12 protein-coding genes are annotated in these 21,368 nt (G+C 46.9%); 5 read left to right on the top strand and 7 right to left on the bottom strand.

The genetic code is table 11. The annotated features are described in order from the left end of the window. Positions 1–1,240: 1,240 nt before the first annotated feature. The 4 genes from AB4Z29_RS24540 to AB4Z29_RS24525 all read right to left on the bottom strand — a co-directional run bounded on the left by AB4Z29_RS24540 (position 1,241) and on the right by AB4Z29_RS24525 (position 11,681). A complete protein-coding gene (locus AB4Z29_RS24540; RefSeq protein ID WP_441945614.1) occupies positions 1,241–7,687 on the bottom strand; it encodes an Athe_2463 domain-containing protein in 6,447 nt (2,148 codons plus the stop codon). A 5-nt stretch (positions 7,688–7,692) separates the two neighbouring features. After that, positions 7,693–8,682 (bottom strand): S-layer homology domain-containing protein, encoded by a 990-nt coding sequence (locus AB4Z29_RS24535; RefSeq protein WP_441945613.1) that lies wholly within the window; start codon positions 8,680–8,682, stop codon positions 7,693–7,695. Positions 8,683–9,013: 331 nt separating this feature from the next. Beyond that, positions 9,014–10,258, bottom strand: a complete 1,245-nt coding sequence (locus AB4Z29_RS24530; RefSeq protein ID WP_441945612.1) for an MFS transporter — start codon at positions 10,256–10,258, stop codon at positions 9,014–9,016. A 34-nt stretch (positions 10,259–10,292) separates the two neighbouring features. Beyond that, positions 10,293–11,681, bottom strand: a complete 1,389-nt coding sequence (locus AB4Z29_RS24525) for a DUF2087 domain-containing protein (RefSeq protein ID WP_441945611.1) — start codon at positions 11,679–11,681, stop codon at positions 10,293–10,295. Between the two features lie 253 nt (positions 11,682–11,934). Here AB4Z29_RS24525 and AB4Z29_RS24520 point away from each other — a divergent pair, with 253 nt between their 5' ends. Continuing rightward, positions 11,935–12,564: a transglutaminase-like domain-containing protein gene (locus AB4Z29_RS24520; protein ID WP_441945610.1), complete on the top strand. Its 630-nt coding sequence runs from the start codon at positions 11,935–11,937 to the stop codon at positions 12,562–12,564. Positions 12,565–12,668: 104 nt separating this feature from the next. Here the strand turns inward: AB4Z29_RS24520 and AB4Z29_RS24515 are convergent, their stop codons facing one another. Together AB4Z29_RS24515 and AB4Z29_RS24510 are read right to left on the bottom strand one after the other, a co-directional pair. Then, on the bottom strand, positions 12,669–13,898 hold the full coding sequence (locus AB4Z29_RS24515; protein WP_441945609.1) for an MFS transporter: 1,230 nt from the start codon (positions 13,896–13,898) through the stop codon (positions 12,669–12,671). Between the two features lie 67 nt (positions 13,899–13,965). Next, positions 13,966–15,063: a lactonase family protein gene (locus tag AB4Z29_RS24510; protein WP_441945608.1), complete on the bottom strand. Its 1,098-nt coding sequence runs from the start codon at positions 15,061–15,063 to the stop codon at positions 13,966–13,968. 164 nt (positions 15,064–15,227) lie between these two features. On the opposite strand from AB4Z29_RS24510, the gene AB4Z29_RS24505 reads away from it, so the two are divergent. The 4 genes from AB4Z29_RS24505 to AB4Z29_RS24490 all read left to right on the top strand — a co-directional run bounded on the left by AB4Z29_RS24505 (position 15,228) and on the right by AB4Z29_RS24490 (position 18,051). Continuing rightward, a complete protein-coding gene (locus tag AB4Z29_RS24505; RefSeq protein ID WP_441945607.1) occupies positions 15,228–15,590 on the top strand; it encodes a hypothetical protein in 363 nt (120 codons plus the stop codon). Positions 15,591–15,739: 149 nt separating this feature from the next. Next, on the top strand, positions 15,740–16,735 hold the full coding sequence (locus AB4Z29_RS24500; protein ID WP_441945606.1) for an aldose 1-epimerase: 996 nt from the start codon (positions 15,740–15,742) through the stop codon (positions 16,733–16,735). A gap of 138 nt (positions 16,736–16,873) precedes the next feature. Next, complete coding sequence (locus AB4Z29_RS24495) at positions 16,874–17,365, top strand: hypothetical protein (RefSeq protein WP_441945605.1); 492 nt, start codon at positions 16,874–16,876, stop codon at positions 17,363–17,365. Further along, positions 17,362–18,051, top strand: a complete 690-nt coding sequence (locus tag AB4Z29_RS24490) for an AIM24 family protein (protein WP_441945604.1) — start codon at positions 17,362–17,364, stop codon at positions 18,049–18,051. Before AB4Z29_RS24495 ends, AB4Z29_RS24490 begins: the two co-directional genes overlap by 4 nt. 48 nt (positions 18,052–18,099) lie before the next feature. Here the strand turns inward: AB4Z29_RS24490 and AB4Z29_RS24485 are convergent, their stop codons facing one another. Then, positions 18,100–21,207 (bottom strand): glycoside hydrolase family 2 TIM barrel-domain containing protein, encoded by a 3,108-nt coding sequence (locus tag AB4Z29_RS24485; RefSeq protein ID WP_441945603.1) that lies wholly within the window; start codon positions 21,205–21,207, stop codon positions 18,100–18,102. Between the last annotated feature and the right edge of the window lie 161 nt (positions 21,208–21,368).

Here is a 21,368-nt window from a genome sequence, read left to right as displayed (position 1 = left end):
CAGTAGCAGACATAGCAGACAGTAGCAGACATAGCAGACAGTAGCAGACATAGCAGACAGTAGCAGACATAGCAGACAGTAGCAGACATAGCAGACAGTAGCAGACATAGCAGACAGTAGCAGACATAGTAGACATAGCAGACATAGCAGACATAGCAGACATAGCAGACAGTAGCAGACGGTAGTAGACGGTAGCAGACACTAGCTGACACTAGCTGACACTAGCTGACACTAGCTGACACTAGCAGACACTAGCGGACAAGAGGTATGCTCCTCTTCCTACGGTTATCGAGTAACCTAGTTTTGCCTGAGACATCTGGGTATATCCGAGTTGCCTCGCATAGTCTACACCATCATTGCTAATTGGTCATTCTACTGCAGAAACTGCAACATAGGGCGGTCGATACTGGATATGTCCCAGTTACTGAGTGTATCCGAGTTACAGGGTATATCCGAAGTGCCTCGTATAGTCTGCACCTGAACCATCTGGGAAGCTACGCTGCAGAAAGTGCAATAGAAACCTCACACTTGTTAGTATCTGAAGGGCTACGTTGTACTAGGTACAACGAAAAAATGAAATTCCGCTGAAACAAACTAGAATCGGTTAATTTCATTGCAGAAACTGCAATGTAGAGTAGGTGTTTGCTTGCTAATTGGTCATTCTACTGCAGAAACTGCAACGTAGGGCGGACGTTACCGGGTATGTCCCAGTTACTGAGTGTATAGTGCCTCGTATAGTCTGCACCATCTGGGTATAACCGAGTAGTCTCGTATAGTCTGCACCTGCACCATATGGGAAGCTACGCTGCAGAAAGTGCAATAGAAACCTCACACTTGTTAGTATCTGAAGGGCTACGTTGTACTAGGTACAACGAAAAAATGAAATTCCGCTGAAACAAACTAGAATCGGTTAATTTCATTGCAGAAACTGCATTGTAGAGTGGGTGTTGGCTTGCTAACTGGTCATTCTACTGCAGAAACTGCAACGTAGGCGAACGTTACTGGGTATGTCCCAGTATGCCCCAGTTACTGAGTGTATCCGAGTTACTGGGTATATCCGAAGTGCCTCGTATAGCCTGCACTAGCTGGGAAGCTACGCTGCAGAAAGTGCAATAGAAACCTCATTAGCATCTTTCATTGACAAACAATTTGAAATACAAACAGGAAAAGACCGGAAGCTCCCATGCCCCGGTCTTTTCTCTATCTGGTATCATCCGTTATTATCCATTAAGAAGCATTATTACTGCACGCGGTGCACGCCAATCATATTCAGTGATTGCCTCTCAATGGTTACGGCAACCAGATCTGTCTTCATGGTACCGTTATTATAATAGACAATAAATTCAAACTGAAGAGTACCATTGGGCAGCTTTGAAAACTCCTCTTTCCACAGCTCTCCCTTCCACTTATCGCGAGATACAGCGTCTACAGGCGTCAATACAGTCTCATAGCCACCCAGCTTCACCACTACTTTTTCTGCCTTCGTCGCGGTTCCCGTCAACGTCGTATTTGCCTCAAGCATAAACTTTTCACCAGCCCAAAAAACAGACTGGCCGCGCGGCGCATTCTCGTTGCCTGACGATTTTAAATTGAAAGCTTTGCGGCGCTGCTCCCACAGCTCGGTATGCTTCACGAGACCGGTCAACTGAAGCGGCAGCACTTGAACCGTTTTCGTCACTTGCACAGGTGCAGCTACTCCATCGTTTACGGTTAGGGTCATTCTCCACATGCCTGATGTGTCTAACTTCAGTGTTGGTCCTACTCCCTTGTATCCCGGGCTGGCAGATACATATGAATAGCTGCTTTTCTTACCAGCAGGATTCGTTAACTCGTAGAAAATGGAGAGAGTATCTCCATCCGGATCACTCGCTGTCGACAAGAAGGAGGTTAGATCTCCCTCATATATAGGCTTCGGCGTCCAATCGAAATCGGCCGTCGGTGGACGATAGGTAACGAAATAAATATAAGCAAATTCTCCTTCGTTGCCTGCGATATCATGATCAATGACTGTTAGACGGTATTCTTGCCCTGCTTCCAATCCGGCTACGCGATACTCTGTGCTCTCAAGAGCCAGCGGCAAGCTGTACTCCGCTTGGCCATCGCGGTTCAAATCGATGTTGGTTACGCTCCCGTTTGCATTTACCTTCTGCAAATAGAACTTCCGCGACGCATGTCCGGAGGATGGCATGGCATCTTTAAATAGTTCAAAGCTAACCGACACAGCTGTTGGCTCAATCGCCAATTGTTCGTTAACGTCAGAAGGTTTAACGGTGTCGACGAAGAAAAAACCGTTATTCGAATAGGGTCCCCATAAATAATTGTCATTGGACCTTGCTCTCCAATAATGCAATCCTTCAGCTAACGCAGCAGGTGAATAACTAGCAGCAGATGTAGCTAATTCGGTATCTGCTACTTTTACTCCCGAGCTGGCATGGAACACTTCATAGTCAATGGCCTTTATCGGATGATTTTCCGGATCTACCGTGAATACTCTCAGCAATGGACGGCTGCTCTTCGTGTAGACCGGCTGATTCGCATTCTCCCCATTGAAAGATAGCAAATAGGTTTGCGGAGGGAGATCAAGCACAAAATATCTGCTATTGCTTAAGTTCGACCAGACTCCTGAGGAACTGACCTGTCCATAAACCTTCACGACACGACCCGGATCGATTGTGTCCTCCAATATCGAATATGAACGTGCGTTGCCCTCATGTTCGAGATACAGAGCAGTTTCATTGTTGTCAGCATACGCAAGTACAAGACGATAGCTCTGCTGTGGATCATTTTGCGCATCGTAGTAAGTCCAATGTATAACAGGCTCTTTGGTCAGGACAGTAGGTGAAGCCGCCGTCAAGCCCGCGGGCGAGGTGATCGTCATGACCGGTTTCGTCTGATTAATGGGAACTATTGCAGCCTTATAAACGATCGACTGTCCCCAAAAGGACCATGCGCCATGTATATCTCTTACTTGCTCCTGAACGATAAGCTCAACGCCCGGGCGGTTATAATACTCGCGTTTTCCTTCAGCCCATGTAGCTTGGTCCGCCCAACGTGTCCGGAAAACCTTGTCCGCTAAAACATGAGCAATATCAGGATCATATGAGCTATCGAACGTTTCGTAATCAAGTGCTTCACCTTCAGCAAAAACCTTCCCTGTAAATCTGACATCCGGCTGAGCAACCGGTCGGCGATGGACATAAAGCAGCTTTTTCACAGGCTCTAACCATTTGCGATAGCTTGTTAATCCAGGATTGTCTTGTGCACGGAACTTTATTTCGTAAACACCAGCTTTTTCAAGGGCATTGATTGTTGTTCCGTAGGTTTGGGCATTATGCATGCTCATTCCTTCTGGGTTTTCGAAGAAATTCGGGTTATGGCTATAACTCCACTCTTCGGCCGCCTTTGGATCCTTTTCAATATCGCTAAACAGTTTCTCATAAGATATTGGATCATTTACGAGTACCGAATCATACGTTTCTTGCGTATACGTATCACCGTAATTGGTTTTCTTTACTTGCGTGAACGCAGCCGATGATTGACCTAGTGACATGAATCCAGATGCTCCTTTTGTGTAGGTGTTGTCTGTCACTTCTATTCGTTTCGTATTATTAATAAATACGTTTAGCTTGCCATTTACTGCTTCGATTTTGAATAAAAAAGTCGTAAACGGTGAACGAGTTACTGGAAYGGACTGAAGCACCGTCTTCACGCCATTTATTGCTTTATACAGAATCAAATGTGATTTGCTCCATTCAACACTGTACATGTTTTTTTCATTTTGAATGTGAAAGCCTGCGCCGATAATTTTATCGTTTTTAATATCGTTCACGCTGACATTAAATTCGAGCGCATAATTTTTCATTACGCTTCCAGCATCGTACAGCAAACCGCCCCAATTATCATCGAAAATACCTACCGTATTCGCATCAATATCTTGTAAACTCGTATTCCCGGATTGCGAAACCATAGGAACGACAATATGAGGCCAATGATGAGTATCAATAAAAAACACTGAACCATTAGGTAGAATAGGTGTTGTATAAACAGATCCACCACCACCCGGCCAATCAGACATTCCAGAAATATTTGACATAACGATATTGGTTTGCTGAGAGATATTAAAGATTCCATATCCATAAAACGACATCCTATTTCTTTTAACACTGACTACATCGCCATTTGGTAAAACGCCTGGTTGGTACGTTATGTTTATATATGAATTGTATCCGTACTCAGGAAACAAGTTGGATTTTAGAAGTAACGTTCCTATTTTTGAAAATAGGTATTGCGCGCTCCGATTCGTTAGTAGAATATTCCCGTCCGTCCTTACGACAGGACTAAAGTTTCCATATTGCGCTTCGTCGTATCTGTCGTAATAATCACTGTTCACGTATTTGTTAACAACGCTTAGATCATTGGCTTTGTACGTAGTAAGTGCATATCTCATTTCATCTCCATTTATGGATGAGACATTAACACGATAAACATACTGTCCATCATCACTGAGCGTTACGGGTGAACCTGATGAATGACCGTCTACAATTGGAGAATCAATCCTTACGCCGTTTGGAGAAATCTTTGTAATGACCGTTCCCGCGATATAAATGGTTCCATCAGGTGCGAAAAAAATCTCCGGAGTAAAAGAGAAGCCACCACCCGCATCTTTACTGTATTCGGGACCCGTAGCAACCCATACGACAGATCGATTTTCAAAACTGTATTTGTAGTAGTTTGTCTGAACCCTACCGTAACTCGTATCATTATGAACAACCGCAATGATAGCTGATTTAAAATCAGGTGTTAACTTAAACGATCCTAAGGATATCCATCTGCTATCAACGCCTGTTAGGTTAAACGTATGTACCTCTTTCGTTTGTCCTCTGTCAGCGTGAGTTGTTATTTTAACATATGATTGATCGATTAATTCTCTTCGATAGAATTTTTCATCTTCTAGTAATTCAGTATCCCATGTACTGCCTCCATCGAGAGTAAATGTTTCTCCTAATTGAGCACCTGTAACAGCATCTCTTATTGCATATTGAAAATTAGAATTCGTTGGGCCCCGATAATGCGTATACATTCGGTTGTTAAAAATAGTTGTTGAAGTTAACCGGTAGTCGAGATTATATTCACCATTGATATACGGCTGTATTTCCCATCCAGGCTTAACGACAAGATCTGATGGGAGTGAATATTTATTTCTATTATTAAGCCCCATTCCAGCATCAGGATATCGAAGGTTGAAGTTAACGAGCTGCCCGACCTTGGTGCTGATGGTAGAGCTATCCGCTTTCCAAGCTACTTTGTCAGCATTTCCACCCAAATATGGCCGCTTGGCTACCCATGAACGGAAAATCGATTGTGCGGTGTAGTTCGTTACGGGCGGGCTGCTATCTTCCCCTTGTCCAGGCTGCTGCGTGATCCCAAAAGCATTGAAGTTTACAGAAGGGGCATAGTTTAGAATATCTGTTGCGGCAATTCCAGATATGTCCGACTTCCCGTAATCCTCCGTTACGGTAGCTCGATATTGTCTTTTCCCTACGGTTGAATAGTTCAAGGAATGAGTGGTCTTATAGGCACCATCATAGATGATTTTCCAAGCTTCCTCGTCAAAATCCCCATTCCCGTTTGCATCATACCGCTCTTCGAGCTTTAAGTGCTCCAACTTGTCATAATCAGGGCTTTCGGCTTCCATATAGAGCATAAATCCATTGCTCCGATAGGCTTCTTCTGGTGCTACGATCTCGATGGTTGGAGGCAGATCAGGAACGACTTCAACGAGAAGATCAGCCCAATCACTTACCCTGCCCGTTGTGTCATATACCTTTCCTTCTAACAGGTATTCTCCAAGCGCTAGATGATTGGTTGTCGGAAAGTCTAACGTGTAACCCGATCCATTAACCTTTTTGTACCTTTTCTCCGATTTACTATGGTCAATGGTAACGCCCCGATCCGCTAAAGGGGTATACGAATTATTCAAGTGATACGGAAACGGAAACGGCCGCCCTTCTATCACCTTTGACGCGCCAGAAACAACGGCAACCGGCTTAGGATCAATGACGGTTAATGTAGCATCAGCTGTAGCTGATCCGCTGCTATCACTCACCGTGATTGTTGCACGATACGTACCAGGTTGTGTGAAGGTTTGATTGTGGTATTCATATTGACTCTTATCTGTAAAGAGTGGATCTAAGTTTGAAGAAAAACTCCAAGTAAATGAATCAAAACCGTCTGAGCTGTTGAGCAATGACGAAGTTTCGCTAGCTATGATTTTATCCGGTTCAAAACGAATGGCAGCTTTTAACTGGGGCCGTGGTGTTGGCGTAGGCTCTGCACTAGGCGCAGGAGTTGCACGATCATCAACATTAATCGTGAGCTGCGCCCACTCAGACACCTTTTTTACACTATTGGTTACGCGCAGCTCAACAAGGTATTTCCCTTCTATAGCAAAATCTTTAGCTACTGGTTTCTTCTGCAACGTCGTTCCTGAAGGAGTTTTGTATTTCCATTCTCGAATGGTGATGGCTTCCTTGCCTGGTGAATAGGAGAGTTTGTCATCCAGCTGGGGGTCTCCCGCAGGCTTAATGGTTAATTCGGGGGTTGTTCGATGGTCTCCCTCAAGGTGAGAGATGATGGCGATGGGTGTTGTGGGTTCATTCTTTTTATTGAATACGATTTTAAAATCCTTTGTATTATTGCTTTCGTTTGACTCGGCTACGGCTTCTCCAAAGTCTGTTTTGGCGGCGAAAGACTTAATGCCGCTTGCAGCAGAGGAGATATTTAAAGTGACTGTTTTGATTTGACCGGGAGGTACATTTGAAATGACTTCTGATTTAATGCTTGTACTATTAATACCTATGGTGAAGGCTCCACTGTTCGTTTTCCCTTGGTTCTTTGTAGTAATCTTAATTGGTACGATATCCCCGACCCAAGCATCTGTAGGAGTAATTAACTCGCTAATTATGAGATCTGGCTGTTTTTTTATTTCCAACTTATTTAATGGTGGAATATAAAACATTTCATACCACCATGAACCATCAGGTTGCCATATGTTCCACATTTGTACTATTCCTGGACTGAAATCAGTCGGGACTTGTTGTATGATTACATAATCTTTTAGTGTGTCACCTGTCCAACCCTTACCAGTTCTTTTATTATAACTCTCTATAAATGTTGCAGATTCTTTATAGGGATCGACTATTGACTCTAGCCATTTACGTGCATCGGGATGTATGGTGAATTCTGGCGTTTCAACTATGAATTTCTTTTTTCCTACTTGAGTATCCCAAGGATCTTTAACCCAATTCTTATCAACATTTAGAGTAGCCCTAGAATCACTTCGAAATAACCAGTTACGGTAAACAGAACCATTTATGTCATACCCAAGATATCGCCACTGCCCTTGATCGAATTGGTTATCAGTAGCACTAGCTGGTGTGCCAAAAACAACAGATCTCCCTCCTAGTCCGCACTTATTAGATAGATAGTTCCCATTAAGCTTATATTTTCCATTTGCTATGGAGGTTGGGATATTAAATTGATCAATGAGCGTTAATGAATCCTCATCATAACTGGTCGACAAAGGACAATCTTGAAAGCCAGCAGCTTGAACTGAAGCTCGGAGGAAGGTTATTACTAAAATAATACATAAAAGAACTATAAGATGCTTAGTCAGAAATATCCTCAAACATTTCACTCTCCGATCAGAATTACAACCCGTTTAGTATTAATACCCTTGTATGATTCAAAAGTACGATTATCAAATCTGGTTTCTATTGTAGACTCCGCGTTGCCACCTGCCGACTTATTAATTTTTAGATAAGCTGAATATGCTTTCTCGAAAGAAGTAGGATAATAATATTTTAAAAGATCTTTAACTATTGCTTGATTGGCTGCTGTTGGATCTGCAATGTTAATCGATGTAACTTTCACTGCATTCTTGTATTCAACTGTTAATGTATAATCAAAAAAATCTTCCGAGCCTTTTGAATTTATTACAACAGCTCCATCATGTCCGAACATGGAAGTTCCATTAAAACTCGAAAGGGATTTAATTAATGCGTTTACTTGTTCCTTAGTCTTCGGATATTCAACCACCTCAGCTGAAGTATTCTTCACCTTCAACGTATTCAAAACCATCACCACAGCCTCTGCCCGAGTAGCGCTCTTAGTACCACCCATCGATCCATCTGGATAACCCTTCATTATCTCCAACTTCTTAGCAACGGCTAAGTACCCCGACTTAACGCCTTCCGGATCCTTACTCAGCGCACGGATCGTCATACGAGCAATCTCCTCACGAGTAATCATCTTATTAGGTTCGAAATTATTCTCTTTGTAATCCCCAACCTTAATAATGGATTGCTTCAATCCAGTCGAAATGTACGAACGGAACCAACCGATATCATCGGTGAACGGTGTATCCGAATCAGCAACTTTAATTTTCATAGCAACGACTAGTGATTTAAGGAACTCCGCACGAGTCATATTAGCATTCGGCTTAAAAGTATTCGCATCATACCCATTAATCCAGCCCTGGCTAACCGCCGAATCGATTTGCGATTTCGCCCAATGCGTCTTCGTGTCCGTAAATGCTGCAGTAGCCGCATTTGCCCCTTGCGTACCTGTCAGCAGCGCAGCAGTCAATGTGAGAGCCACCATCATTCTTTTTATTTTTTGCATATTCAACCACTCCTCGTTTTTTTATATCCGTCATTCATTTGCTTTTTTCGCTATAATCACACAATTATTTACATTCACTTCTTATCCAATTCTTGCTAACATACCAATTTCCTCCTTTATCCCGCTCATCCTCCCCCATCCTTTTCACAAACATCGCTTAGCCATTCATTCCCCCACTCGGTATGCCACTCTCCCAAGGGCATCGCCGAATCCACGCAAAAAAAGCACGCCCCTCCCTCTAACGAGGGTGTAAGCGTGCTTCGCTATACCTTGTCTTAACTACAACAAATCTTACTTCAGGTCATGCAATCTGTCAATATCCGCCAATTCACTAAGCACTCGTCTGCGCGATAAGCGGCTTGTGCTTGAACAAAGGAACCAAGAGCAGCATCCCCAAAAACATAGCTGTACCGGCAACCGTATAAATACCGACGAGCGGAAAGACCAGCTTAAGCTGTCCAGCAACTAAGGTCATGATCACCATCATGCCCATGAACATAGGTGTAAGAACACCATTGACCCTTCCGGTATAGGATTCTTCTGACCATTGCAGAATCATTGTGCTAATCCCGATTTGAATCATTGGGAAACCCAAGCCTCCAATAAACTGCAGCACCAGTGTAAGAGGAATACTCGTCGACCAGCCAATGCCGAGCATGGTCAGCGAGCTGATTAACATGCCAAGCGCGAGCAGCTTCTGCGGTGCGACCTTCTTCACAACCACCATTACGAAACCGCCGCCGACAAGCATCGCAACCCCGTTAACCATAAGCATGTATTGCAAAAATTCTTTAGGCTGACCGAGACGCTCCAGCACGATGAATAAGCCGAGAGTGTTCGCGATACCGACTGCTATTCCAGCCAGCGCGAAGGTGCCTCCTAATGCTTTCAATACAGGACTGCGCCATACATAAGCGAAACCATCCTTCAGCTCCTGCCAGAAGTGTCTTTCGGCAACCACTTCTGTGCGTTCGATCTCGCGGTCACGCGGAATTCGGAACAAGACGACTGCTGATAGAAGAAAAGCAACGCCCATAACGCCAATCGAAACCTCGATGCCGAATTTTTGATACGACATAACACCGAGGGACGGTCCGAGTACCATAAAGATCGCGATTAACGACTGGAACATCGCCATGGCTGACTGCAATTGCTCGGCCGGAATATGCTGCTTGAACAGCTTCATCGCAGAGGGCTGCGAGAACTGCGACAATATCGCGGATACAAAAGTGGCAAAATAGACCATATGCCACGAGCCGTAAAGCAGCGTAATCAGCACGATCAGCACGGATATCGCGGATAAGAAATCGCACCATATCATCGTGAGCCTCGGCTTCCATCGGTCAGCGAACGTCCCGCCAATGAACGAGAATACGAATATCGGCAAAAATTCTACAAAGCCCATTAAACTAATTGCAAATGGATCCTCGTTCGTTTTGTCCGTCACATACATAAGAATGGCAAAGTTTCTTACCCAAATCCCGATTTGCAGCAATACGTTCGATAGCAAAATCGTTTGAAAAAATGTGTTGCGGAGCAAGCTTCCTCCAGCTCCGTTTACTCCTTTTGCAGACATTGTTCAAAACACACTCCTTATTCATTCAAAATTATTACGTGTTTCCGCTCACTTCTCCGGCATGGTAGCCCTTCTCGCCAAATGGCCGCAGCTTCTCCAGCCACTGCTCCTTCAATGCACCGACCTCCCGGTTGTATTGACGTACCATATCAACGGGCTGACGGCCCTCCGGATCCAAAACGTCTTTATAATCATAGCGAATCTTTTGATCCAATTTAACGGTCTCAAGAACGAGAAAAGAAAAGTTTTCACTTCCGAATTGCTTCCATTCTTTCTGCAGCTCTTTACTCGCATGGGTACCCATATTCAGCATAAATTGCTCTCTCCCCCACAGTGCGTCCAGATTGGTCGAGCCTCCGATATATAGCTTGCCATTGGCATTATTTTTAATTTGAAATACACCCATCACACGTTCGCGCTCCTGGTACTCAGCCGTTAATTGCTTGCGCTTCGCTTTATCCATTTTCACTTCATCCTTTCGTTTGTCTTCTTGCTGCTCTGTCATCATCTGCTCTGTCTTGATCTGCTCTGTCTTGATCTGCGCTTTCTGTTTGCTCTGCTTTCCTTGTTTAGCTTTCGCTTCCTGCTTCAAAGCAGTGCCTTGTACCTCTAGATCTTTTTTCTTTGGCGACGCTGCCCCTATGCTGCTGTCAGTTGCATCTTTCACCCAATAAGCACGCCCATCATCGCTTCGGTCAAGAAAGCCATATTCTATTAAATAACGTCTCAGCGTTACGTAATCCTCTTCCCAGAACGTAATCAACTTTTCGTTGACTGCCTTCTCGTTATACTTGGTTCCCTTATTGAAAAAGGAAGCGATATGGCGTAGGACAGCGATTTTCCGCTTCTCTTTGCGTGGAAACGAAGCAAGCGGACCATTCAGCCCTTTCGGCAAATATTGCTTCAGTAATGCAGCATTCTCATCTTCTGTAATGGCATAACGCTCATCCACCTGCGTGGCAGTACGATGAACGGGTACGAATCGCGGAGCAGCCGCGCCTTGCTCCATCATCTCCATTATGGCGAGCAGCAGCTTCGCTTGCTTCGCCTTCTCTTTCAGGACAAAGCGATGATTGCGAATGGTTGATGTGCTGCCCGCACCGCTAAGGCTCATGAGTTCTTGGTCCGACAGCTTGTTGGCAAAACCGCGGATGAGCTCCTTCTGCAAATCGGTCAAGCCGGTATGCCGCTTGTCGAGCTCCAGTAAATAATCAAGCATGGAGCCATGCGACTGTTTCACATGATGTCCAGCGTACTTTCTCGCTTCAAACCATCTCCCCGATGGCTCTTCCCGGAAAATCTCCCCGTCCTCGAAGCCTTCTCCGCATATGAGGCAATAATAATACCCTTCCGCTTCCTCATAGACATACCCCTGCTTCAACTCCTCAATCGAAGCATTCCAAAACCGTTCCTCCGAATTCATATTCAAACACCTCATTATTTTGTTTGTTTAATTTATAGACATTATATAATTTTGTTTGTTAAAATTCAATACAAATAGATAAACGTCTTTATTTTACACACATAAGGCATAAACCAGAGAGACGCCATTAAGCCATGTTTCGAGTTTTGTTGCATAAATTTTCATATTAGAGCATAATTATGCCGACACATTCATTTTGGAGGTTTATTTTCATATTAGAGAAATAGGTTGAGCTTGGAGATGGAGGTGGAGCATGGAGAAGGAGGTGGAGGCAATTAAGCTTCTATGTGAATCAGAGAACCTAGACGATTACTTAACCGAAACAGCCGAAGTGAATTATAACCATCCATTAATCATTGAGTTATCCTCTACATTGGCCAGATCGTCAAAAGATCCAATTGACTTTATTAAAAATAGCTACGAGTATGTTCGTGACGAAATTGATCATTCATGGGATATTCAGAGCTCAAGAGTCACTTGTACGGCCTCAGAGACGTTACTTTATAAAGAGGGCATTTGCTACGCAAAAGCGAACCTGCTGAGTGCACTATTGAGAAAAGCAGGCATACCCGCCGGCTTTTGTTATCAGCGGCTAACGTTAGGAGACACGCCGGAGAGCGGCTATTGCATTCATGCTTTGAATGGGGTCTATATCGCCAAGTACGACAAATGGATACGCCTCGACGCCAGAGGAAATAAAAAAGGGATACATGCCGAATTTTCAATAGACACGGAGCTGCTCGCATTTCCGATTCGATCCGACTATGACGAATTCGATTATCCACATATTTTTAAATTGCCAAACCCTAAGACAATCGAGGCATTACGGCAAAATACGGATTGCAAAACGATGTATCTCCATAGTCTGCCTAGTCAATTATAGCGATAACAGGTAAATAGGATAACTAAAATGCTGCTGCCATGGACGATACGTTCGCATCCATGACAGCAGCATTTTCAAAATCTAGGCCAATCTCTGTTCGGTATCTAAGCTTCTTTCCTATCCTTCGGAAGCAGCATCGCTAACATGCCAATAAGCGGCAGCAGGCTGCATGCCAGCATAACAAAGCTGAGCGAGCGGCTGTCAGCCAAGTGCCCAAGCACGACAGCGCCTAGCCCGCCCATGCCGAACGCTAATCCCGTAATTAAGCCGGATGCAGTGCCCACCTTGCCAGGCATAAGCTCCTGCGCATATACGACGCTTACGGAGAAGCCTGATTGCAGGATGAATCCGAGCAGCACAATCAATGGATAAACGAGCGGAAGCGGCAAATGAGGGAGCGCCAGCGCGAATGGAGCTGCTCCAAGAATAGACAGCAGCATCATTTTTTTGCGCCCAATTCTGTCCGCCAGAATCCCTCCTAGAAAAGTCCCTGCTACACCGGCCGCCATAAACAAAAACAGTGGAATCTGTGCTTGCTTGATGGTAATGCCATAAGATTCAACTAAAAAGAACTGATAGAAATTGCCGATCGCAGCGGCATACCAGGAACGAGCGAACACGATAAAAAACAGGATCGCAAGCGCAAAGCCGACAACTCGAGGCGCCAGAGAAGCTCTCGGTGCAACGCCGCTTGCTTTCCGCTGCTCTATCCTGGCCGCCTGCAAAGCCAGCTGTGACTTATACCAAGGCACGACCTTCATCAATATAATGATGGCAGCAGCGGCCAGCAGCGTACCCCATACCGCGCCTTTTTGACCAAGGGGGATAAAGATCCAGAGCGTCATTAACGGACCGAGCATTTGACCAAAATTGCCGCCGACCTGATAAATGGATTGCGAGAAGGCTCTGCGCGACCCTGCCGCTAAGTGCACGACGCGCGAGCCCTCCGGATGGAATACGGCTGAGCCGAGCCCCACGAATACAACGGCCAAGAGCACCAAATAAAAATTTGGAGCGAAGGCCAAACCGACCATTCCCGCCATGCTGGAGAGCATTCCGATCGGAAGCATCCAAGGGTTCGGCTTTTTATCCGAAATTAATCCAACAACTGGCTGCATGACCGAAGAGGTCATATTAAGGGTAAAAGCAATCCAGCCGATTTGGGCCATGCTTAGCTTGAGCGATTCCTCGAGTACTGGGAACAAAGCTGAAACGACTGATTGCATCATATCGTTCATGAGATGGACAGAGCTTATACATATTAAGATGGCATAAATCGTTGCGGATTTAACCGCCTCTTTGCTGCTATGTTGTGAGGCAAGGGGTGCTGACATGATTTCAGGACCTTCCTTTCTTGTCGAAAAGCCCTCATTTCCTTGTTCGGAGCATGCCGGGCCTAACCTATTTGGCAAATTTGATGCATACCGGGCTTTGCAATTGCAGCGAAGCTGCCGTCTTCGTTAATGTTCCATTCTCCGCATCGACCGCAAATACGGCAATGTTGCCTGTCTTCTGATGCGCTACCAGCAGGTGTCCGCCGTCAGGTGTAATCGCAAAGTTTCTCGGCGATTCGCCGCCGCAATCCACATGCTGGATCAAGCTCAGCTCGCCTGTTGCTTGATCTACGGAAAATACAGCTATGCTGTTATGTCCGCGGTTCGAGCTGTACAAATAACGGCCGGAAGCGCCCAAATGAATATCAGCCGCATCATTGTAGCCGCTGTAGCCTTGCGGAAGCGCCGAGATTGCTTTCCCTGCTGTAAGTATGCCTTGCTCAGCATCCACGTTCAATACCGTAATCGTAGAATCCAGCTCATTCATTACATAACCCGCTTGCAAGGTAGGATGGAAAACCAAATGACGCGGACCCGCTCCACGGTGAACTTTGCTGATGCCGTGAGGCGATAGCGAGCGCTTCTCTTCATCATAGCGATAGAGAACGATTGCATCGATACCCAGATCAACGGCACAGACGAAAGGCGATCCATTCAGCGGCACGATGCAATGCGCGTGCGGAGCATCCTGTCTTGCAGCATTTGGTCCAAGCTCGCCTGCATGCTGCCGAACCGATGCTGCAGCTTCCAGCTTCCCATCCGCCGCAATCGGAAGAAGAGCGACATTTCCGCCTGTATAATTGGCAGCGTACAGCACCTTCCCTGCGGAATCCGAGCTAATGTAACAAGGATGCGCACCGTAAGTAAGAACACGATTTTCCGTTTTAGTGAGCGTTCCGGTTGCTCCATCAATCTCGAATGCAGCAACCGAGCCACCGCTCGCGTCCGCTGTCGCTTCTGTTTCACTTGCCGCGTATAAAACTTCCCCGTTTGGATGAAGCGCCAAGTACGAGGCATTCTCCAGACCGCTCACTTCTTGAATAATAGCAAGCTCGCCGTTCTGTTCATTGAAAGAACAAACATGTAAGGTATGCTCCTCAGCCGATCCGTATGATCCGATATACAGCGTTTGCACGCTTGTCGGTTGTCCATTTTCATTGCTCATTGATATCCAACCTTTCTGGCTTTTTGGCATTACAGTGACCATAGCACATGCTGCTTCAGCAAACAATGTCTTTTTTTTATAAAAGACTTCACAAATACTATTGTGACATGTTACAATGTAAGCGCTAACAATCAGTGGTTCACATTTCTAAAGGGGGAATTGAGATGATGAATGTTGTACTGAGCGAACGGAACGTGTATGAGGATTTCGAGCTGGAGTCGGATGTGCTTTACTTCAAGCTTGGTACGCAGGGGCTCGTAAGCTTTCACGGCAGAAACTACAATATAAAGAAAAGAATGACTGCCGAGCAGATTACACAGCTCACCAGCGAGCGCAGCTTCTATCCGGTAAGCTCCAATTGTTACATTAATATCGGTAAAATCAAAATGATCGAAGGCGGATCCATTTTCTTCGACTCAGAGATAACCGATTCCAAGCAGCTTCCTGTCAACCGCCGCAAGCAATTCGTCATTCAGCAGCTTTTCTCGCAGCGCGCAACGAGCAAAGATTTACGAATCACGCAATAGCAGGCAGAGCAGCCGTCCTATTCCGCAGTAAGCGGTATAGGGCGGTTGTTTGTTTGGCTCCGTCCTGCTATTCTAAGGTTGGATACGTTTTTTGCATATATGCTGTGACGCGTTAAGCTTTTATTCAAATACTTTTTAGGAGGATTTCCATGTCTGTGCAAGGACAAGCTTTCGAACAATTATTTCATGACGAGCAAGCCGTTTGGCTGCAATGGGGTGCATATGAAGCGGCCGTTTTGCCGGCAGTAGGCGCCAATCTCATCGCCTTCCGCGATAAAGTAAACCAATATACATTTCTACGCGAGCCTTCCCTTGAGGAAATGGACGGCTTCCGCGCAAGCCCAGGCGTTCATGGCATTCCGGTCCTATTCCCTCCGAACCGCTATGAGGATGGAACCTTCACTTGGAACGGCAGAACCTATACCTTCCCAGTGAATGAAGCGGCAACCGGCAATCATTTGCATGGATTTCTGCATACTGCCGCGTGGAGCGTCGTGGATTTCGGCACAAATAAGACCGAAAGCTACGTTTCGCTCAAAATTGCTATCGACGAAACCCACCCGATCTATGCTTACTTGCCGCACCGCTTCTCCGTGAGGCTCCGCTACTCTTTGAACGAAAGAGGACTGCTTCAGCATGTATCGGTACATAATGAAGGAACCGAAGCTATGCCCTGCTTGATCGGCTTCCATACGACAATCAATGCGCCGTTCGCTCCAGGCAGCACCGCCGACGACTACCGCTTCACGCTCACAACCGGCAAGCGCTGGGAGCTGAGCGAGCGCATGCTTCCGACTGGCAGCTACCAACCGCTGCTGGCTGACGAGGAAGCGATGAAAACGACGGGTATTTCTCCTTTCTGGGCATCGATGGACAACCATTACACAACTGAGCCGCAGAACGGCCGCAACCTCATGGAGCTGACCGATACGCGCACGGGAGTCAAGCTGGTATATGATATCGGTACGGCCTATAAACAATGGATGATCTGGAACAACAAAGCAACGCCGGGTTTCTTCTGTCCAGAGCCGCAGCTTAATCTGGTCAACGCACCGAACGTTGATCTGCCTGCTGAACAAATCGGACTAGTTTCCCTTGAGGCAGGCGGTATTTGGGAAGAGACAAGCCGCTTGTACGTGAAATAATAAACCAAATGCCAAGGTTAGCAGCGAGACTCGCTGCTAACCTTTTTTTACGCTAAAGGACGAGAGTGACTATTGCCCTGAAAGACTGTAAAATGTAAGAATCACCCCCTCTATGTCGAAATTTGAAGGGAGACTATCATGCGATCATCCATATGGAAGATTCTCGTATTTGCATGCCTCATAACCGTGATCCTTATAGCAGCGCCTCAGCCCGCTGTCCACGCAGGTTTCTTTGACAGGATTAAAGACATATACAACACCCCTGAGAAAATCAGTGAGCTCGAACAGCAGTATATTGAAGCGAAAGAAGAGCTCGCAGCACAGCAGCAGAAACTTGCGGAATCTGCCAAAGCGGCAAAGGAATATGCGATGGAGCAGCAAAAGCTCCTCGAACAGAATGAGCAATTCCGGCAGCAGAACGAGCAGCTCATCGCTCAGAATGCTGATATGCAAGCCGAGATGGCGCGTATGAAGCAGGAGCGCCAATCCTTTGTGAGCAAGCTGATTTACACAGTCGTCATCCTAGCAGCCGTATTTGCTGCTTATATTATCTCCATACGAATCTGGCGCTACCTTGTATGGCGCAAGCAGCGTGGCACGCGCGGCAGAGGCAGAGGCATCAGCGGATGAAGATAACCGTACCTGCACAGACAGGCCATGTCCATATTCAACTCTCTGCACCGGACAAGCTTCATGTCCTCCATCCCAAATCCATTATCGCCTACCAAGGCGATCCGCAAAGCCGTGAGGACCGTTTCATGGACCTTGCCGGCATGTATCGCAAGAAGCGTTGGATTCGTTCCATTCTTTCGGGTCCATCCGAGTTTATTATCGGCTTGCCGGCAGGCTGTTCCCTTGAAACGGTCCATATCGAAGAGAAAAGCGATCTGCTGTTTGATTTCCGACATGTGATCTTCTTCTCTGACGGGATGAAGCTGAAATCGGTCATTCAGAAGCTTAAAAACGCTTGGATTACCAAAGAGTTCGTCCGAATGCGCTTCTCTGGTCCCGGTCAGCTTGGCCTTATAACGGCCGGTGATGTGAAATCGATACAGCTGCATCCCGATCATCCTCTCTACGTTGAGACGGGCGCTCTTGTCGCTTATCCCGAGAATGCCTCTATTCAGCTTTCAGTCTATGGCAATAAGCTGGCAAGCCAGCATATGAACGTTCAGTGGGAAATTCGCGGTTCGGGCCCCGTTCTCATTCAAACGGGCTCACGCGATACCGAGCTGGAGGAACAGCTTCAGAACGGCGGCTTCATCCGAAGAATCCTTCGCGAGGTACTGCCTTTTGGCGGTATTTATATCAAATAAAAGAGGCTGAACGCACGTCATCGGACGAGCGTTCAGCCTCTATTTCAATTAAACACCTTGCAGCGTGAACCGATGCGCATAATTCTGATTCGCATACAACGTATATTCTTTCTCCGGCCGCTGACCCCAGCTGTCATGCCCGCCTACGCCTGTTTGCTTATGGTTGACGCGAATGACCGTTTTGTCACTCTCTGGCAGCAGATGGATATGATCATGTTCTTCAAGCTCAGAAGGCGTGTAAGGGAGCACGTTCAGCTCAAAGTGCGGCGCACCTTTCAGGACAAGCCCTTCGCCTGCCGCATTCGTAATTGCTGCATGGCGTACGTCCATCTTGTTCCCGCATTCCTGAGGCCGGATGTAAGGCACGAACTGATCGCGGACCTTGCCGCTGTATATTCCAAGCTTCCCGCCCGTCTGGCGGTCCCAATAGGTTTCGTCAGGACCTTTGCCGTACCAGCTGATTTGGTTATACTCGGCAGGCATGTGGAACAGAACGCCGACCTCCGGAATTTCCGGCAATTTCGCTCCCGGCTGCAGCTCTTCATACACGCTGATTTCACCGTCTCCGCTCACCGAATAGATGAAAGACAACAAGGATACAGCTGTCGTTGGCAAGCTGTATTGCACGCGTATCGTAACGCTGCTGGCACCAGCATCCCATGTCATCGCACGCAGCTCGCGCTCTGCTCCCGCTTCCCTCCACGTCGCGCAGCGCTCATGCTGCTGATTGCCGCGGTCATTATCGGTGTAGGCGCGCCAGAAGTTCGGCGCAAGCTCCTTGGACAGACGCTCCTTGCCTCTCCATTGATACGCACTCAAATTTCCGCTTGCCAGCTCAAACCGCGCTTTGAAGCTCTCTCCGCTTATGATAAGCGCTTCGGAAGTCTCTTCCACTTGAATGGTTGGCTTGGCCGCTGCCGCACCAATCAACAGCTTAACCGGCGCTGGCAACACAAACTGTTCAAACGCAATTTCGTGGCCAGCTTCAGCCCAAAGCGTATTCTCCTTCAAGAGAAGCGAAGCGGTAAGCACCGCTTCATCTTCTGCCCGTGCAAGCTCAGGCAGCTCGTATGGAATCGCAAGCGACTCTACTTGTTCAGCAGCAGCGCCAGCCTGCGCCGTTCCCGATTGTACAACCTCTCCGTTAACGGCAACCTGCCATGCAAGCGTGAATTCATCAAGCGAGCTGAATAAGTGGCGATTGGTGATTTGAATTAACCCGCTTTTCAGGTCAACCGCTTCGAATTTAGCATTCTGGTAAACCTTCTTAACCTCTTGAAGCTTCGGTGATATCGACCGGTCCGCAAAAATAATGCCGTTCCCGCAGAAATTGCCGTCATGCGGCGACTCGCCGAAGTCTCCACCATACAGCATTTTGGATTGTCCGTCCTCATCGGTTACCCGAATCGCCTGATCGATCCAATCCCAGATGAAGCCGCCTTGCAGAATCGGATACTTCTCGAATACCTCCCAGTAGACGTGCAAGCCGCCGCATGAATTGCCCATCGCATGGCTGTATTCGCACAGAATGAACGGCTTCTTCGGATTGCTGCGCGCATATTGCTCCACGCCTTGAGGACTCGTATACATATGGCTCTCGATATCCGACGCCGCTTCCGAAGCGCGCCAGTGGAAGACGCCCTCGTAATGAACGACACGAGACGGGTCCGCATCGCGAAGGAAATCGTGCATTTTAATAAAATTGTCTCCGCCGAAGGACTCATTGCCAAGCGACCAGATGACGATCGAAGCATGGTTCTTGTCACGCTGGAACATCGAATTGCAGCGATCCAGAACAGCACCCGTCCATTCCGGCAAGCTTCCGGGCACAGCCGCTCCCAGCTCTTTCTGGTCATAGGACCATGCGCCATGCGTCTCCAGATTCGTTTCATCGATAACGTATAAGCCATATTGATCGCAAAGCCTGTACCAAAGCGAATCGTTCGGATAATGGGAGGTACGTACCGCATTAATATTGTACTGCTTCATGAGCAGAATATCCTTCAGCATGTCCGCCTCATTAATCGCCCTGCCCGTATCGCAGGAAAACTCATGACGGTTAACGCCTTTGAACATAATGCGCCGTCCGTTGATTTGCATAAGCCCGTCTTTGATTTCGAACTTGCGGAAGCCAACCTTGCAACTGATCGCCTCATACAAGGTTTCATCCTCTGCTTTCAGGCTAAGCACGAGCGTATATAAATTCGGATGCTCCGCGCTCCACTTGAGCGGGTTTTCAACCGTTGTGCTCAACTGGACTGCTGTCAATCCTTCGCCTTCAACCGACGACTGTACGGTCAACGGAGATTCGAACACGGCGGTGCCATTCCCGTCATACAGCACAGCTTCGACGGTCAGGCTTCCGAGCGGCTTAACGAAATAATTCAGCAGCTTTGCGTCAATGATGAGCTCCGCATTACGGTACTGCTCATCCAGCTCTGTTTTGACGAAATAATCGTAAATATGCGCTTCCGGCGTCGTATACAAATACACCTCACGGAATATGCCGCTCATCCGCCAGAAATCCTGATCCTCCAGCCAGCTCGCATCGCTCCAGCGGTATACCTCTACTGCAAGCTTGTTCTCTCCCTCTGCGAGGTACGGAGTCAGATCGAATTCAGACGGCGTAAACGTATCCTGGCTGAAGCCGACAAGCTCCCCGTTCAGCCATACGTAGAATGCCGACTCTACGCCTTGGAAGCTGATAAATACCGGTTTCCCGCTCCAGCCGGCAGGCACCGTGAACGTACGCGCATACGAGCCGACCGGATTGTATGCAGTCGGAGCGAACGGCGATTTAATATCCTCGTTGCCGTCCCAAGGATATCTAATATTCGTATACTGCGGATAATCATAGCCTTGCAGCTGCCAATGGGCAGGAACCTTAATGCTGTCCCAATCGCTATGGTCGAAGTCCGCCTCATAGAAGTTGGCAATCCGTGCATCGGCATTAGGCGCAAACGCGAATTTCCATTCGCCGTTCAACGTCAAATAGTTGCTCGACTTGCTATGGCTTCCTTCAAGCGCCTCCTCCACTGTATTAAAAGGCATTAACGAAGCATGAGCATCCATTCGGCCGATCCGATAAATTTCAGGGTTGTTGTTCCACTCCGGGTAACCGTTTGCAGGCGGTGAGTAAACGAGCTTCTTTCGCATAAATCCATGCACCTCATTACGTTTAAATTATATGATATTCACATTATAGTTCATTAGGAATGCACGTTTAATAAAAGAATTTTAATATTCTATATAAAAATATGAATATCTTAATCTTTTCTACTCCCGCTGGTCCCCATCATTTTACCCAGTATTTACCG

Origin of the sequence: Paenibacillus sp. 2TAB23 (genome assembly GCF_052115165.1) — a bacterium.
Lineage (GTDB): Bacteria > Bacillota > Bacilli > Paenibacillales > Paenibacillaceae > Pristimantibacillus.
Note: the sequence above shows the minus strand (reverse complement) of the source record. Positions and strands in the feature narration are given on the sequence as shown.

Excerpts from the sequence above, each read along its gene's own strand:
- AB4Z29_RS24485 (WP_441945603.1), bottom strand. The coding sequence starts at position 21,207 with ATGCGAAAGAAGCTCGTTTACTCACCGCCTGCAAACGGTTACCCGGAG.
- AB4Z29_RS24510 (WP_441945608.1), bottom strand. The coding sequence starts at position 15,063 with ATGAGCAATGAAAATGGACAACCGACAAGCGTGCAAACGCTGTATATC.
- AB4Z29_RS24490 (WP_441945604.1), top strand. The coding sequence starts at position 17,362 with ATGAAGATAACCGTACCTGCACAGACAGGCCATGTCCATATTCAACTC.
- AB4Z29_RS24495 (WP_441945605.1), top strand. The coding sequence starts at position 16,874 with ATGCGATCATCCATATGGAAGATTCTCGTATTTGCATGCCTCATAACC.
- AB4Z29_RS24500 (WP_441945606.1), top strand. The coding sequence starts at position 15,740 with ATGTCTGTGCAAGGACAAGCTTTCGAACAATTATTTCATGACGAGCAA.
- AB4Z29_RS24530 (WP_441945612.1), bottom strand. The coding sequence starts at position 10,258 with ATGTCTGCAAAAGGAGTAAACGGAGCTGGAGGAAGCTTGCTCCGCAAC.
- AB4Z29_RS24525 (WP_441945611.1), bottom strand. The coding sequence starts at position 11,681 with ATGAATTCGGAGGAACGGTTTTGGAATGCTTCGATTGAGGAGTTGAAG.
- AB4Z29_RS24535 (WP_441945613.1), bottom strand. The coding sequence starts at position 8,682 with ATGCAAAAAATAAAAAGAATGATGGTGGCTCTCACATTGACTGCTGCG.
- AB4Z29_RS24520 (WP_441945610.1), top strand. The coding sequence starts at position 11,935 with ATGGAGAAGGAGGTGGAGGCAATTAAGCTTCTATGTGAATCAGAGAAC.
- AB4Z29_RS24505 (WP_441945607.1), top strand. The coding sequence starts at position 15,228 with ATGATGAATGTTGTACTGAGCGAACGGAACGTGTATGAGGATTTCGAG.
- AB4Z29_RS24515 (WP_441945609.1), bottom strand. The coding sequence starts at position 13,898 with ATGTCAGCACCCCTTGCCTCACAACATAGCAGCAAAGAGGCGGTTAAA.